A 15,109-nucleotide genomic window follows, 5' to 3' on the forward strand; every position below is an offset into this window, starting at 1 on the left:
AAAGAAAAGGGCCCCGCCGAAACGGGGCCCTCATCGCCTCAGGTCAGTCCTCGTACGCGTCCAGCGGCGGGCACGAACACACCAGGTTCCGGTCACCGAACGCCTGGTCGATCCGCCGCACCGGCGGCCAGTACTTGTCCGCGACCGACACCCCGGCCGGGAACACGGCCTCCTCACGCGTGTACGCGTGCTCCCACTCACCGCCCAGCGCACCAGCGGTGTGCGGAGCGTTCCGCAGTGGGTTGTCGTCGACGGCCCACTCGCCGGAACCGACCTTCTCGATCTCTCCGCGAATGGCGATCATCGCCTCGCAGAACCGGTCCAGCTCACCCAGGTCCTCGGACTCGGTCGGCTCGATCATCAGCGTGCCGGCCACCGGGAACGACATGGTCGGCGCGTGGAAGCCGTAGTCGATGAGCCGCTTGGCCACGTCGTCGACGCTCACCCCGGTCGCCTTGGTCAGCGGCCGCAGATCGATGATGCACTCGTGCGCGACCAGCCCGCCGGGGCCGGTGTAGAGCACGGGGTAGTGCGGCTCGAGGCGCTTGGCGATGTAGTTGGCGGAGAGCACCGCCACCTGCGTGGCCCGCTTGAGCCCCTCACCGCCCATGAGCCGCACGTACGCCCACGAGATCGGCAGTATCCCCGCGGAACCCCAGGGCGCGGCCGAGATCGGCCCGACGCCGGTCTCCGGGCCCGCCGCGGGCTGCATCGGGTGGTTCGGCAGATACGGCGCCAGGTGCGCCCGTACGCCGACCGGACCGACGCCCGGGCCACCGCCGCCGTGCGGGATGCAGAAGGTCTTGTGCAGGTTCAGGTGCGAGACGTCACCGCCGAAGTGGCCCGGCTTGGCCAGCCCCACCAGCGCGTTGAGGTTGGCCCCGTCGACGTACACCTGGCCGCCGGCCTCGTGCACCTGCGCGCAGATGTCGGCGACGTGCTCCTCGAACACACCGTGCGTCGAGGGGTACGTGATCATCAGCACGGACAGCTCGTCGCGGTACTGCTCGATCTTCGCCCGCAGGTCCTCGACATCGATCTCGCCGTCCTCGGCGGTCTTCACGACGACGACCTTCATGCCCGCCATCACTGCGCTGGCGGCATTGGTCCCGTGCGCGGACGACGGAATCAGACACACGGTCCGCTGCTCGTCACCGTTCGCCCGGTGATACCCGCGTACGGCGAGCAGCCCGGCCAGCTCGCCCTGCGAACCGGCGTTCGGCTGGAGCGACACCTTGTCGTACCCGGTGACCTCGGCGAGCCGCTCCTCCAGCTCCCGGATCAGCGTCAGGTAGCCCTGCGCCTGCTCGGCGGGCGCGAAGGGGTGCAGCTGCCCGAACTCGGGCCAGGTGACCGGTTCCATCTCCGTGGTCGCGTTGAGCTTCATGGTGCAGGAGCCCAGCGGGATCATGCCGCGGTCGAGCGCGTAGTCGCGGTCGGCCAGCCTGCGCAGATAGCGCAGCATCGCGGTCTCGGAGCGGTGCTGGTGGAAGACGGGGTGGGTGAGGAAGTCGTCGCCACGCAGCAGCGCGTCCGGCAGCGCCTCCTCGGTGGCCGCGTCCAGCGCCTCGATGTCGGCCTCGGCCCCGAAGGCGTTCCACACGGCAGCCACCTGTGCCCGCGCGGTGGTCTCGTCGCAGGCGAGGGACACGAGGTCGGCGTCGACGAGGTGCAGGTTGACGCCGTTCCGCCGCGCCGCGGAGACGACCTCGGCGGCCTTGCCCGGCACCCGCACGGTCAGCGTGTCGAAGTAGGACCCGTGCACCACCTCGACGCCACCGGCGCGGAGCCCCGCCGCGAGGATGGTGGCGTACCGATGGGTCCGCCGGGCGATGCCCTTGAGCCCGTCGGGCCCGTGGTACACGGCGTACATTCCGGCCATGACCGCGAGCAGCACCTGCGCGGTGCAGATGTTGCTGGTCGCCTTCTCCCGGCGGATGTGCTGCTCACGGGTCTGCAGCGCGAGCCGGTACGCCTTGTTGCCGTCGGCGTCCACGGACACACCCACGAGCCGCCCGGGCAGGCTCCGGGCGAACTTCTCCTGCACCGCCATGTAACCGGCGTGCGGCCCGCCGAAGCCCATCGGCACACCGAACCGCTGCGTGGTCCCGACCGCGATGTCCGCCCCGAGCTCGCCCGGCGACTTCAGCAGCGTCAGCGCGAGCAGATCGGCGGCGACGGTCACCAGCGCGCCGAGCTCGTGAGCCTGGTCGATGAGCGGCTTGATGTCCCGTACGACCCCGGAGGCGCCGGGGTACTGAACGAGCACCCCGTTGATCTCACGCCCCGCGACCTCGGCCGGGATCCCGTCGCTGAGGTCGGCGACCACGACCTCCAGACCGGTCGGCTCGGCACGGGTCTCGATCACGGCGATGGTCTGCGGCAGCACGTCGGCGTCGACGAGGAAGAGCCCCTTCTTGTTCTTCCCCATGCGACGGGACAGCGCCATGGCCTCGGCCGCCGCGGTCCCCTCGTCGAGCAGCGAGGCGCCGGAGGTCGGCAGCCCGGTGAGGTCGGCGACCATGGTCTGGAAGTTGAGCAGAGCCTCGAGGCGACCCTGCGAGATCTCCGGCTGGTACGGCGTGTAGGCCGTGTACCAGGCCGGGTTCTCCATGACGTTGCGCAGGATGACGGGCGGGGTGAAGGTGCCGTGGTACCCGAGCCCGATCATGGAGTCGAGCACCTGGTTCCGGTCGGCCAGCGACCGCAGCTCGGCCAGCACCTCGGCCTCGGTGCGCGCGCCGGGCAGTTCCAGCGCATCGGCGTTCTTGATCACATCCGGCACCGCGGCGGCCGTGAGCTCGTCCAGCGAGCCGTAGCCGACCTGCGCGAGCATCTTGGCCCGAGCCTCGTGATCAGGGCCGATGTGACGCTGCTCGAAGGGGATTCCCTGTTCGAGCTCGGAGAGCGGAATGCGATGGGCGGTCATTGCGGAGGCCTCCTGGTCTGACGCGACCTTCGAGGGGTACCCCGGCACGGGTACCCCGACGGCCTCCCCCTCTGTCATCTCGACCTGAGAGCTTCACCGGCCGCCCGAAGGCCGCCGGCTTTCACCGTCGGTGAGAGCGGGAGCCGTCGACGCCCGCCCTGCTTTCCAGAGTGACCTCGTCCGTGCGGTACGTGAGCCTGAGAGATTCCGGGGAGGATTTGCTCCTTCGGCGCCTCCGATGGTGTCTGGAGGACTCTCCCGCACGGGGTCAGCAGCCGCTGGCAAGCCTACCAGCGGGGCTGACGCACGAGTCTTCGAGTGGCCGCACACCCCGATGTGCTCTTTCGTAGTGCTTACGACCGCTTCGGATGTGTTGCGACCAAGTGGAGGGCACGTGCAGACCGACATCGATCCGCGCAACCTGATCGGCCGCAAGGCGTTCGACCGCAACGGCACCAAGATCGGCACCATCGACGAGGTCTACCTCGACGACGCGACCGGCGTGCCGGAATGGGCCGCCATACGCACCGGCCTCTTCTCCCGGGACGCCTTCGTCCCCCTGGAGCCGAGCGAACTGGTCGAAGGCACCCTGCGCGTCCCCTTCGACCGCACCCTCATCAAGGAAGCCCCCGACTTCGGCGTCGGCCGCCACCTCTCCCCCGACCAGGAACTCCAGCTCTACCACCACTACGGCCTCGACGTGACCGCACCAGCCCCACCCCCGGACCGGGACTTCGGCAAGCTGGCAGGCACGGAGGACGCGGAAGCCTGACCGCCGGCCCACCCCCCTCAGCCACCGCCCCGCCCACCCAGCCATCAGCTCCCCCGGAGCGCTACACGCCTCGCCAGAGCCTTCCCGCCCCGTGCTCTGCATGCCCTCGCCCACCAGCCCCGCCGGACGTCCTGCACACCTCAGCGCCCCACACGGACCCCAACAGACGCCCTACAACCCAGCCGACCCTCGCCCACCAACTCCGCCGCACGTGCTACACGCCGCGCCAGAGTCGCCCCACCCTCTGATACCCACCGCGGCCCCCACCCCAGCCCCGCCCGACGTCCCACCCGTCTCGCCGACCCAAACAGACGCCACCAGCCGCCCTACAACCCGGCCGCCCTCGCCCTCCAACTCCGCCAGACGTGCTACACGCCGCGCCAGAGCCACCCCACCCTCTGATACCCACCGCGACCCCCACCCCAGCCCCGCCCGACGTCCCACCCGTCTCGCCGACCCATACAGACGCCACCAGTCGCCCTACAACCCGGCCGCCCTCGCCCTCCAACTCCGCCAGACCTGCTACACGCCGCGCCAGAGCCACCCCACCCTCTGATGCCCGCCGCGCCTGCTACACGCCCCGCCAGAGCCCACCCCGGGTTCTCCTGCCCGCCGACCTCCACCCAGCCCCGCCCCACGTCCTACACGCCTCGCCGACCCACACGGATCCCACCAGCCGCCCTGCACAGCCCGCCACCCCTCGCCGCACGCCCCCGCGCTCTACAGGCCCGCCGCCCCACGCTGACCCCGACAAACGCCCTGCAACCCCGCCGGCCTTGGCCACACCCCCGCCTGACGCCCTGCACACGCCCCGCCAACCCACCCGGCTTCCGACAAGCGCTCCCGGCCCAGCCGATCCTTGCCACGCGCCTCCATCCCCACCCCAGCCCGTCGGACGTCCTACACGCCTTGCCGACCCACCCGGACCCCGACAGACGCCCCACACGCCTCGCCAACCCACCCGGCCCCCGACAGCCGCTCTGCGCACCCACCGGTCCCGACAAACGCCCTACAACGCCCCCCGACCCGCCACAGCCCGTCAGGCCTCCGCAGCCTCACCCCAGCCGCCGACGATCCACCACCGCCCGACGATCCTCCACCGCCCCGTCGGCCGCCGGCCGCCGACGGCGTTCAACCCCCACAGGGCCCCCGCACCCGACGACGAGACCGTCACGGGTGGTGCGGGTGGCAACCCGACACCTCGACCAACGGCAACGGCTCCGCCGACTCCAGCCGAGGATCGTCGACAAGAAACGTCCGTACCCGCCCCGGCTCCGAATCCGGCGTCTCGAACCGCACAGTCACCCGCCCCAGCCCACTCCCCTGCACCCACCCGTGCCCGTACTCGGCGTGCCGCACGTCATGCCCGGCGACCCACCGCCGCTCGACCACCACGTCCCGCTCCTCAGCGGGTACGTCATCAGCCACCTCCTCGACGGCATGATCCACTCCCTCCCCCGCGGCCTGCGCGAACAGATCCTCCTGAGTGAAGTCGGCAAGACCCGAAACCCCCACCCCCAGCAGCCGCACACCCCCCGTAGAGTCGACACCCTCCAGCAACCGCAGCGCAGCCTCCCGCACCACCGCGGGATCATCCGTGGGCCCCCGCAAGGTCTCGGACCGCGTCAAGGTCGAGAAGTCGTACCGCCGCACCTTCAGCACGATGGTCCGCCCCGACAGCCCGGCCTCCCGCAACCTCCGCACACACCGGTCCGCCAACCGCTGCACCTCGAGCCCCACCCGAACCCGGTCGTGGATGTCCACGTCGTACGTGTCCTCCACGGACACCGACTTGGTCTCCCGCTCCGCCACCACGGCCCGCTCGTCCCGTGCCAGCGCCATGCCGTACAACCCGTGCCCGTGCGCCTTCCCGAGCAGGCGGACCAGCTCGTCCTCCCCCGCCTCGACGATGTCGTCGACCGTATGGATCCCGGCCCGCCGCAGATGGTCCCCCGTCGCCGGCCCCACCCCGGGCAGCGTCCGCACCGACATCGGCCCGAGCAGCGCCCGCTCGGTGCCAGGCTCGATCACCACGAGTCCGTCCGGCTTGGCCTGCTCGGAGGCGATCTTCGCGAGCATCTTGGACGCGGCCAGCCCCACCGACCCCGTGAGCCCCGTGAAGGCCCGTATGTCGGCCCGCAGCTTCGCCCCAACCAGTCGCGCCGAGGCCTCGTCCCAGGCCGCTGACCCGGCCTCCAGATCCACGAACGCCTCGTCCAGGCTCAGTGGCTCCACCAGCGGCGACAGCTCCCGCAGCAGCCCCATCACCTGTTCGCTGATCGCCTTGTACAACCCGAAGCGCGGCACGAGGTATGCGGCGTTCGGCGCGAGCCGTCTCGCCTGGGCCATGGGCATCGCCGAGTGCACCCCGAACACCCGGGCCTCGTAGGACGCGGTGGCCACCACTCCCCGCGGCCCAAGGCCGCCCACGACGACCGCCTTCCCGCGCAGACTCGGCTTGGACGCCTGCTCCGCCGAGGCGTAGAAGGCATCCATGTCGAGATGCAGGATCGTGGGCGCTTTTCTCACATGTCCGATGCTGCCCTACGCCACTGACAATGCCCCGCGGGAGAGAGCGGGGGCAGCGTCAGACCGCCCGGTTGCGGCGCCTGGCCAGCTCGTCCGCGGGGTTGTGCCCGATGAGCGTCTCCCCGGTGTCGATGCGCTCCCCGTGCAGTTGCGACAGGGCACTCTCGACGTCCCGCCACACGACGCCCACGGCGATCCCGAAGATCCCCTGGCCGCCCTGGAGCAGCGCGTGGACCTCGTCGGGCGAGGTGCACTCGTAGACCGTGGCCCCGTCGCTCATGAGGGTCATGCGCTCCAGGTCCTGGAAACCGCGCTCACGCAGATGCTGGACCGTGGTGCGGATGTTCTGCAGCGACACCCCGGTGTCGAGGAATCGCTTGACGATCTTCAGGACGACGACGTCCCGGAAGCTGTAGAGCCGCTGCGTCCCCGACCCGTGGGCGGGCCGCACGCTCGGCTCCACGAGCCCGGTGCGCGCCCAGTAGTCGAGTTGCCGGTAGGTGATGCCGGCCGCGGCGCACGCCGTGGGACCGCGATAGCCGATCTGCTCGGACGCCATGGACGTCGCCCCTCCGCTGCTCGGCACGGCCGCCGGTCGCTGCGGAGCGTGATCGGCCGTGCTGCCGTGATGGGGATCCCCCCAACTCGACCGAAGTTGAGAGCTTGGGGGAGGGTACGGACCGCTTGCCCCGAGACTCCGTCCGGGGGCACCCCCAGCCGTACCGTCGCCGCTGCTTCTCACGCCGACCTCCGTCCTTGACCTGCCTTCTCGACGGTAGGCAGTCACCAGGGGTGCGTCAACGATCGCCACGCCGAGTGATAATCACCCTAGGAGTGGTTTGCCGTACCCCACCGCGGGGAAAGGCTAGCCGAATGCGCTCCGAACGGGCCGCAGGACGCTCTCACGCGCCGGTGGCAAATGCCGGCATTTCGGGGACGACCGGACACGGCCGACCCGTCACGGACCACTGATCCGCCGGACCGGCCGCGGCTGCCTCACTGACTGCTGGTGCCGAAGTCCTCGGGGGAGATCTGGTCGAGGAACTCGCGGAACTTCTCCACTTCGTCCTCCTGCTCATCCGGAATCGCGATGCCGGCGTCGTCGAGCACCCCGTCACTGCCGTAGATCGGCGTCCCGGTGCGCAGCGCCAGCGCTATGGCGTCGGACGGCCGCGCGCTCACCTCGACCCCGCTGGCGAAGACCAGCTCCGCGTAGAAGACGCCCTCACGCAGGTCCGTGATGCGCACTTCGGTGAGCTCCTGGCCGACCGCCTCCAGCACGTCCTTGAACAGGTCGTGGGTCAGCGGTCGCGCGGGGGCCATGCCCTGCTGTGCGAAGGCGATCGCAGTCGCCTCCCCCGGCCCGATCCAGATGGGGAGGTAGCGGTCGCCTCCCACTTCACGCAGAAGCACGATCGGTTGGTTGGAGGGCATTTCGACCCGGACACCTACGACATCGAGCTCGTTCACACAGCAACCCTAGGCCGTGCCCGGGACGTTTGGGTAGTCGGGCAGGAAACGGGTGATGATCCGGTGCCCGGGGCCCTCAGGGCAGGCGTACGCCGAGCGCGGTCTGCACAAGCGCCGCGTGCAGCTTCACCGTGAGCCCCGCGAGTTCCTTGGCACGGGCTTCGGCGTGTGCACGGGTCTGCGGGTTGCGGTGGCGCTTCAGCGGGGCCACCACCTGGTCCACGAGCCCGGCCTCACGGTCGGCGGCCGCCTTCATCGCCCGCAGATGGCGCGGCTCGATGCCGAACCGACCGAGCTCCACGACGAGCGCGGCCACGGTCACCGCCTCGGCGTCGTAGGCCCCGTCGGGCAGCGGCGTGATGAGCCCGTACGACTCCCACTCGGTCAGCTGGGACTCGTCGATCTCGGCGGCGGCCAGCAGCTCGGCCCGGCCGATCCGGGCCGCGGTCGGACCTTCGGAGACCTCCAGGACCGTTTCTCCGTCCCGTTGGCGGCCCACCGTGGGCAGTGCGACGGCCTCGCCGCGCTCCATGGCGTCCAGATGCTCCCGGATCACCTTGAGCGGCAGATAGTGGTCCCGCTGCATCCTCAGGACATGGCCGAGGCGCTCGACGTCGCGGTTGCTGAACTTGCGGTACCCGGAGGGAGTCCGCTGCGGCTCGATGAGGCCCTCGGACTCCAGGAAACGGATCTTGGAGATCGTGACTTCGGGGAACTCGTCGCGCAGCGTGTTCAGCACGGTGCCGATGCTCATCAGCCCACTGTCCGTGGCGGCGGTGCCGTGTCCGGCACCGCCGCTCGGTGTTTGAAGCATGGACCTTCCCTGGGAGGGTCAGTAGCCTCGCTGGCTCGCGTAGAACACCAGCCGGTACTTGCCGATCTGCACCTCGTCGCCGTTGTTCAGAGCGACCGAGTCGATCCGCTCGCGGTTGACGTACGTGCCGTTGAGACTGCCCACGTCGGACACCGTGAACGAGCCGTCCTGGCCGCGGCGGAACTCCACGTGCCGGCGCGAGACCGTGACGTCGTCGAGGAAGATGTCGCTCTGCGGGTGACGGCCGGCCGTGGTCAGCTCGCCGTCCAGCAGGAAGCGGCTGCCCGAGTTCGGCCCGCGGCGCACCACCAGGAGCGCGGAGCCCAGCGGGAGCGCGTCGACGGCCGCCTGTGCCTCCGGGGAGAGCGCCGGCATCTGCGTCTGGCCGGTGACCTCGGAGTCGTAGGCCTCGAGTCCCGAGATGGAGATGGTGGAGGTCGTCTCCGAGGGACGCTCGGGCACGGCTCCGGCCCGCAGCGGGGCGCCGCAGTTGGAGCAGAAGCGGCTGTTCTCCGCGTTGCGGTTACCGCACCTCGTACACACCAGGGCCGACATAGGGGAAAACCCTCCACCCGTACTTGAGGTTGACGGCTGTCCGAAACCTATGCCGCCGGACTGGGCAGGGTCAACAGACGGCACGCCCTGACCTCCGGAAACGTCACCACCCTGGCCGGCGACCTGGTCCCGGAACAGCGGGCGCTGGCCCTCGGCGTCGGGCTGTGCGCGATGACGAGCGGTCGCGTTGTCGCTACCTTCTCGCGCGCTCTTGCCGAACAACTTCTGAAACAACTTCACGGGCGATTCCCCTTGACCGAAACAGACCCGCCCGTGGGGCAGGACGAACCCTGATTGAACACACCGGTCGACCCGGACATCCTCACAACGTCCGTTGCCACCAGACAGTTTCCACCACGCACCACCCATTCGGTGCGCCGACCCCCCGCAACCTCATGCCCTGGCCGGATGCCCCCCATGCACCCCCGGTTCATTGAGAGGACGACCGAGCGTAGTCAGGCCGCTTCGCCGCTCGCAAGGCGTCCACGACGATCTTGTCCGACCGCTCGACGGTAACGGTGGCCTGCTCCTTCTCAAGAGTCTGCACCACGCCTCCAGGGATGTTCAGCGCCGGTTCGAGGTCCTGCGGATTGCCGATGACCTTGAAACGAAACGGCGCGGTGATCTTGTTCCCGTCGACGCTCACGCTCTTGTCCGAATCCGACAGATACGTTCCCGCGACGACCCGTACGCCGTTCACCTGGATCGCCTCGGCACCGGCCGCTCGCAGCTCCTGGATCGCGTCGAGCAGCATGTCCGCCTCGACCCTGCCCTTGGTGTCGTCGATCGTCATCGTGATGCCCGGCCCCTGCGCGGCCACCGTGCCCGCGAGGATGCCGAGTTGCCGCTCCTTCTCGACCGTCTGCTTGCGGGCCTCCTCGGCCTGGTCGGAGCTGTTCTCCAGCTCGTCCCGCTGCTTCTCGAGGCCCTGCTTCTCGTCTTCAAGACGTTGAGTACGGTCGTCCAGTTCATCGAGGATGCGTACGAGATCTTCCTGCCTCGCCCCCCGCAGCGCACTGTCGCTGTCGCTGTTGGACGCCACCTGGATGGCAAGGCCGAACCCGAGGCCGAACAGCAGCACCGCGACGATGAGTTGGGCCCGGGTAACGCGCGGCGGCCACAAACCCTGCACCAGCCGCTGACGTCCGGTCAGCCCTGGCTCCGCGGCCGGGGTGCCGGGCCCCACGGCCTTCTCGGCCTTCTCGGCAGGCGTCGTCGGCAGTTCTTCCGGCAGTTCCTTGCGCAGCCCGCCGCTGGGCGTCTCGTCCTGCTCGCTCATCGGCGTCACGCCCGGAAGACGTGCCGGCGGATGGCCGCGGCGTTCGAGAAGATCCGGATGCCGAGCACGACGACGACACCGGTCGACAGCTGGGCACCCACGCCCAACTTGTCGCCCAGGAACACGATCAGCGCGGCCACGACCACGTTCGACAGGAACGACACGACGAAGACCTTGTCGTCGAAGATGCCGTCGAGCATGGCCCGCAGCCCTCCGAAGACGGCGTCGAGCGCCGCCACCACGGCGATCGGCAGATAAGGCTCGACAACCGCCGGAACCTCAGGCCGGACCAACAGTCCGGCCACGACTCCCACGACGAGGCCCAGTACGGCGATCACGATGTGCCCTTCTCAGTTCTCGGCTCTGCTGTACGTACGATCACACTCGGTGCGGCCGGCAGCCGGAGATCGTCCTCCGCGGAGATGGCGGTCCGGATGCCGTAGTTCTCTTGCAGGGCGTGCAGATACAGGCCGTCCGCGCTGTCCTGGAACCTGGTGCTCAGCCGCTGCCCGTCCCCCACCGCTAGCACCGTATACGGCGGAACCAGCGGCTTGTTGTCGACCAGTATCGCGTCACCCGCGGCCCTGATCGCCGACAGGGCGGTCAGCCGCTGTCCGTTGATGGAGATCGCCTCGGCGCCCGACTCCCACAGCCCGTTCACAACCCGCTGCATGTCCCGGTCGCGCACCCGCCCGGTGTCGGAGAACCCCGAGGTCTCGCGCGGGTTCCCGTCGCCGCCCGTGGTGGCTTCCTTCGCGTCGTTCACCACCAACTTGACGCCCGGTCCGTGCACCTCCACCGCGCCGGACAGGATGCCCACGAGGTCGGCCTGGCCGCTGTCGCCACTCTTCTTGAGCGCCTCGCGCTGCCGTGTGCTCACGTCGTCGCGCAGCTGGTCGACGCTCTCCTCGAGCTTGTCCGCCGTCTCGGTCTCGCGGTCGATGCGGTCGATGAGCTCCTCGCGCTCCTTGGCCACGACCGGAGCGGCCACCCGCGCCTGCGCCGCTCCCACGGTGACCACGAGAGCGGCGAGCACCAGGCCGAAGGCCAGACCCAGCCTCGCCCGCAACGTCTTGGGCAGCCCGCCGTCACCGGCGGCCGTCTTGCGGGCCGCGGCCTCGGCGTACCCGTCGTCGAGGCTGTGGTCCATGACGTTGGTGAGCAGCGACATGGAGGCGTCCGGGCGCGACGGGCGCGTGGGGGTGCTCCGAATGGGGGGCTGCTGCGGCATGCCGCACATCGTCGCACGTCGCGGCCCCTACCTCCGAATGGCCCCATCGGCGTGCCGGACAGGCCCCCTTGGGGACACATGTCCGGCACGCGTGCGTGGCTCAGCGGCCGGCGCTGTCCACGACCGCCGACCACTCGTCCAGCAGTGCCTGCGCGGACGCGTCGTCGGGCCCTTCGGCCCACAGATGGGTGACCGCCTCCGCCGGGTCCGGCAGCACCATCACCCAGCGTCCGTCGGTCTCCACGACCCGGACACCGTCAGTCGTGTCGACAAAGCGATCACCCGCCGCCTCCACGACCCTGCGCATCACCAGTCCCTTGACGGCCCACGGGGTCGCCAGATCCCGCTTGAGGACATGCGCCCGCGGAATCCGCGCGTCGATCTGGCTGAGCGTGAGCTGCGTCCGCGCCACCAGCCCGATCAGCCGTACGAAGGCCGCCGCACCGTCGAAGACACTGCTGAACTCCGGGATGATGAAGGCACCCTTGCCGTCGCCACCGAAGATCGTCGAGTCGTCGCGTCCGACCCGGGTGAGATCGTCGGGCGACGTGGTCGTCCACTCCACCTGCGTGCCGTGGTACGCCGCCACCTGCTCAGCGATCCGCGTGGTGGTGACCGGCAGCGCCACCCGGCCACTGCGCCGTTCCGCGGCGACCAGATCGAGCATGACGAGCAGCGCCCGGTCGTCCTCGATGATCCGCCCCTTCTCGTCCACCAGGGACAGCCGCTCGCCCACGGGGTCGAACCGCACCCCGAAAGCGGCCCGTGCGGAGGCCACGATCTCGCCCAACCGCACCAGCCCCGAACGCCGAGCGTCCGCCGTCTCCGTCGGCCTCGACTCGTCGAGTCCCGGGTTGATGGTCAGCGAGTCCACCCCGAGCTTCCCGAGCAGACTCGGCAGCACCAACCCCGCACTGCCGTTCGACGCGTCCACGACGACCTTCAGCCCGGACTCGGAGATCCCGGTGATGTCGACGTTCCGCAGCAGCGAGCCGGTGTACGAGTCGAAGACACTCGCGGGGAAGTGCAGGTCCCCGATCTCGCCGGGGAACGCGCGCCGGTACTCCTGCCGAGCGAACACCCGGTCCAGCTTCCGCTGGCTACCCTGGGAAAGATCCGCACCCCGCCCGTCGAAGAACATGATGTCCACGGAATCCGGCACCCCGGGTGTCGTCCGGATCATGATCCCGCCCGCACTCCCCCGCGCGGTCTGCTGCCGCGCCACGGGCAGCGGTACGTTCTCCAGGTCGCGTACGTCGATGGCGCTGGCCTGCAGAGCGGAGATGACCGCCCGCTTCAGTGCCCGCGCGCCACGGGAGTGGTCGCGAGCGGTGGTGACGGTCGAACCCTTCTTGAGGGTCGTCGCGTAGGCGCCGGCCAGCCGGACCGCGAGCTCCGGGGTGATCTCGACGTTCAGGATGCCGGAGACGCCACGCGCCCCGAAGAGATGTGCCTGGCCCCTGGACTCCCAGATGACCGAGGTGTTGACGAAGGCACCGGCTTCGATGGTCTTGAACGGGTAGACCCGCACATTCCCCTGGATAATCGATTCCTCGCCGACGAGACACTCGTCGCCGATGACAGCGCCGTCCTCGATACGGGCCGCGCGCATGATGTCGGTGTTCTTCCCGACGACACAGCCGCGGAGATTGCTCTGCTGCCCGACATACACGTTGTCGTGCACGACGGCCTTGTGCAGAAAGGCCCCGCTCTTCACGACCACGTTCGAGCCGACCACGGTGTGCTCGCGGATCTCGGCTCCGGCCTCGACCTTTGCGTAGTCGCCGATGTACAGCGGACCCCGCAGAACGGCGTCGGGATGCACCTCGGCACCCTCGGCCACCCATACGCCCGGGGAGAGCTCGAAGCCGTCGATCTCGACGTCGACCTTGCCTTCCAGAACGTCGGCCTGCGCCTTCACATAGCTCTCGTGCGTGCCGACGTCCTCCCAGTACCCCTCCGCGATATAGCCGTAGACCGGCTTGCCTTCCTTCATCAGCTGCGGGAAGACATCGCCGGACCAGTCCACGGGCACATCGGGGTCGACGTAGTCGAAGACCTCGGGCTCCATGACATAGATGCCCGTGTTCACGGTGTCCGAGAAGACCTGGCCCCAGGTCGGCTTCTCCAGGAAGCGCTCGACCTTGCCCTCCTCGTCGACGATGGTGATGCCGAATTCGAGCGGATTGGGCACGCGCGTCAGACAGACGGTGACGAGCGCACCCTTCTCCTTGTGGAAGTTGATGAGCTCGGTGAGGTCGAAGTCGGTCAGGGCATCACCGGAGATGACGAGGAAAGCATCGTCCTTCAACGCCTCTTCGGCGTTCTTGACGCTTCCGGCGGTACCGAGTGGCTTCTCCTCATTGGCATAGGAGAGCTCCATTCCGAGCTCTTCACCGTCACCGAAGTAGTTCTTGACCAGTGAGGCCAGGAACTGGACGGTGACGACGGTCTCGTTGAGCCCATGCCTTTTGAGCAGCCGAAGAACGTGCTCCATGATCGGCCGGTTTACCACCGGCAGGAGCGGCTTGGGCATGCTCGAGGTCATGGGACGAAGGCGTGTGCCTTCGCCTCCGGCCATCACGACGGCCTTCATGTCGGAAGCGTCCTCCTTAAGAGATGACGGTCCAGCCGACTTCACCCGTCCAGATTGTCCCGCACTTTTCTGCCGGGGGCCATCGAGCCGCTACGGCCGTCGGCCGTGCCAATGGGCGAGTTCAGTCGGCCTCGGCGTCCGCACGGACCAGGCGGCGGACTTGGACCACATAGAGCACTCCTGCCCACCAGTACAGCGTTGTACCCCATCCGGCGAACGCCCATCCGAAAATAGCAGCGAGTGACGCGATCCATCCAGTTCCGTCACTGAGCAAGAGCAGCGGGAAGGCGTACATCAGGTTGAAGGTGGCGGCCTTGCCGAGGAAGTTCACCTGGGGCGGCGGATAGCCGTGGCGCCTGAGGATGCCCACCATCACCAGGAGAACCAGCTCTCGCAAGAGCAGTGCAGCCGTCAACCAGATTGGCAGAATCTCGCGCCAGGTGAGGCCGACCAGAGTCGAGAGAATGTACAGGCGGTCTGCCGCGGGGTCGAGCAGCCGGCCGAGGCTGCTGATCTGGTTCCACCGCCGGGCGAGCTTGCCGTCCAGGTAGTCGCTGATCCCGCTCAGCGCGAGTACCAGCAACGCCCAGGTGTCACTCTTCGGCCCTCCGAACTCGGGCCTGAGGATCAGCCACAGGAAGAGCGGCACCCCAACGAGCCGCGCCATGCTGAGGATGTTGGGGATGGTGAGGACCCGGTCCGTCTGGACCCGGGTCTCCTGGACCTCCACCCGGGGGCCTCCTGTGGGAAACGTGCCAACGATGCCCCCTGACCCTACCTCAACGCAAAAAAGCTCTGGCTCTTGGGCTGCGTGCCCAAGAGCCAGAGCTCTAAAAGGAGTTCGGCGGTGTCCTACTCTCCCACAGGGTCCCCCCTGCAGTACCATCGGCGCTGTGAGGCTTAGCTTCCGGGTTCGAAATGTAACCGGGCGTTT

The 15,109-nt window shown here is 69.0% G+C and carries 12 protein-coding genes, 1 rRNA gene and 1 riboswitch; of the genes, 1 reads left to right on the plus strand and 12 read right to left on the minus strand.

Annotated features, from left to right (window positions below; genetic code table 11):
* Positions 1 to 43: 43 nt before the first annotated feature.
* Complete coding sequence (gcvP, locus tag ABZT06_RS40860) at positions 44 to 2,929, minus strand: aminomethyl-transferring glycine dehydrogenase (RefSeq protein WP_355752836.1); 2,886 nt, start codon at positions 2,927 to 2,929, stop codon at positions 44 to 46.
* A 175-nt stretch (positions 2,930 to 3,104) separates the two neighbouring features.
* Positions 3,105 to 3,200, minus strand: a riboswitch (glycine riboswitch).
* A 123-nt stretch (positions 3,201 to 3,323) separates the two neighbouring features.
* Here gcvP and ABZT06_RS40865 point away from each other — a divergent pair.
* Positions 3,324 to 3,701, plus strand: coding sequence for a PRC-barrel domain-containing protein (locus ABZT06_RS40865; protein WP_355752838.1), 378 nt, complete (start codon positions 3,324 to 3,326; stop codon positions 3,699 to 3,701).
* Positions 3,702 to 4,871: 1,170 nt separating this feature from the next.
* On the opposite strand, the gene ABZT06_RS40870 is transcribed toward ABZT06_RS40865, so the two are convergent.
* From ABZT06_RS40870 to rrf, 11 genes are all read right to left on the minus strand, one after another.
* On the minus strand, positions 4,872 to 6,230 hold the full coding sequence (locus ABZT06_RS40870) for a DNA polymerase IV (RefSeq protein ID WP_355752840.1): 1,359 nt from the start codon (positions 6,228 to 6,230) through the stop codon (positions 4,872 to 4,874).
* Positions 6,231 to 6,288: 58 nt separating this feature from the next.
* Positions 6,289 to 6,972 (minus strand): MerR family transcriptional regulator, encoded by a 684-nt coding sequence (locus ABZT06_RS40875; RefSeq protein WP_355752842.1) that lies wholly within the window; start codon positions 6,970 to 6,972, stop codon positions 6,289 to 6,291.
* Positions 6,973 to 7,226: 254 nt separating this feature from the next.
* A complete protein-coding gene (locus ABZT06_RS40880) occupies positions 7,227 to 7,700 on the minus strand; it encodes a bifunctional nuclease family protein (RefSeq protein WP_004002801.1) in 474 nt (157 codons plus the stop codon).
* Positions 7,701 to 7,776: 76 nt separating this feature from the next.
* On the minus strand, positions 7,777 to 8,514 hold the full coding sequence (locus ABZT06_RS40885; protein ID WP_355752844.1) for a MerR family transcriptional regulator: 738 nt from the start codon (positions 8,512 to 8,514) through the stop codon (positions 7,777 to 7,779).
* Positions 8,515 to 8,532: 18 nt separating this feature from the next.
* Positions 8,533 to 9,438, minus strand: a complete 906-nt coding sequence (locus tag ABZT06_RS40890) for an FHA domain-containing protein (protein ID WP_355752846.1) — start codon at positions 9,436 to 9,438, stop codon at positions 8,533 to 8,535.
* A 61-nt stretch (positions 9,439 to 9,499) separates the two neighbouring features.
* Positions 9,500 to 10,348 (minus strand): DUF881 domain-containing protein, encoded by an 849-nt coding sequence (locus ABZT06_RS40895; protein WP_355752848.1) that lies wholly within the window; start codon positions 10,346 to 10,348, stop codon positions 9,500 to 9,502.
* Positions 10,349 to 10,353: 5 nt separating this feature from the next.
* The gene (locus ABZT06_RS40900) at positions 10,354 to 10,686 is read right to left on the minus strand and encodes a small basic family protein (protein WP_003988855.1); all 333 of its coding nucleotides are present in this window, start codon (positions 10,684 to 10,686) and stop codon (positions 10,354 to 10,356) included.
* Positions 10,683 to 11,579 (minus strand): DUF881 domain-containing protein, encoded by an 897-nt coding sequence (locus ABZT06_RS40905; protein WP_355752850.1) that lies wholly within the window; start codon positions 11,577 to 11,579, stop codon positions 10,683 to 10,685. Before ABZT06_RS40905 ends, ABZT06_RS40900 begins: the two co-directional genes overlap by 4 nt.
* Positions 11,580 to 11,679: 100 nt before the next feature.
* Complete coding sequence (locus tag ABZT06_RS40910) at positions 11,680 to 14,175, minus strand: mannose-1-phosphate guanyltransferase (protein ID WP_355752852.1); 2,496 nt, start codon at positions 14,173 to 14,175, stop codon at positions 11,680 to 11,682.
* 121 nt (positions 14,176 to 14,296) lie between these two features.
* A complete protein-coding gene (locus tag ABZT06_RS40915) occupies positions 14,297 to 14,905 on the minus strand; it encodes a CDP-alcohol phosphatidyltransferase family protein (RefSeq protein WP_355752854.1) in 609 nt (202 codons plus the stop codon).
* A 109-nt stretch (positions 14,906 to 15,014) separates the two neighbouring features.
* A 5S ribosomal RNA gene (rrf, locus tag ABZT06_RS40920) occupies positions 15,015 to 15,109 on the minus strand; the annotation flags it as partial.

Origin of the sequence: Streptomyces sp. NPDC005483, from assembly GCF_040606035.1 — a bacterium.
In the GTDB taxonomy this organism is placed as follows: Bacteria; Actinomycetota; Actinomycetes; order Streptomycetales; family Streptomycetaceae; genus Streptomyces.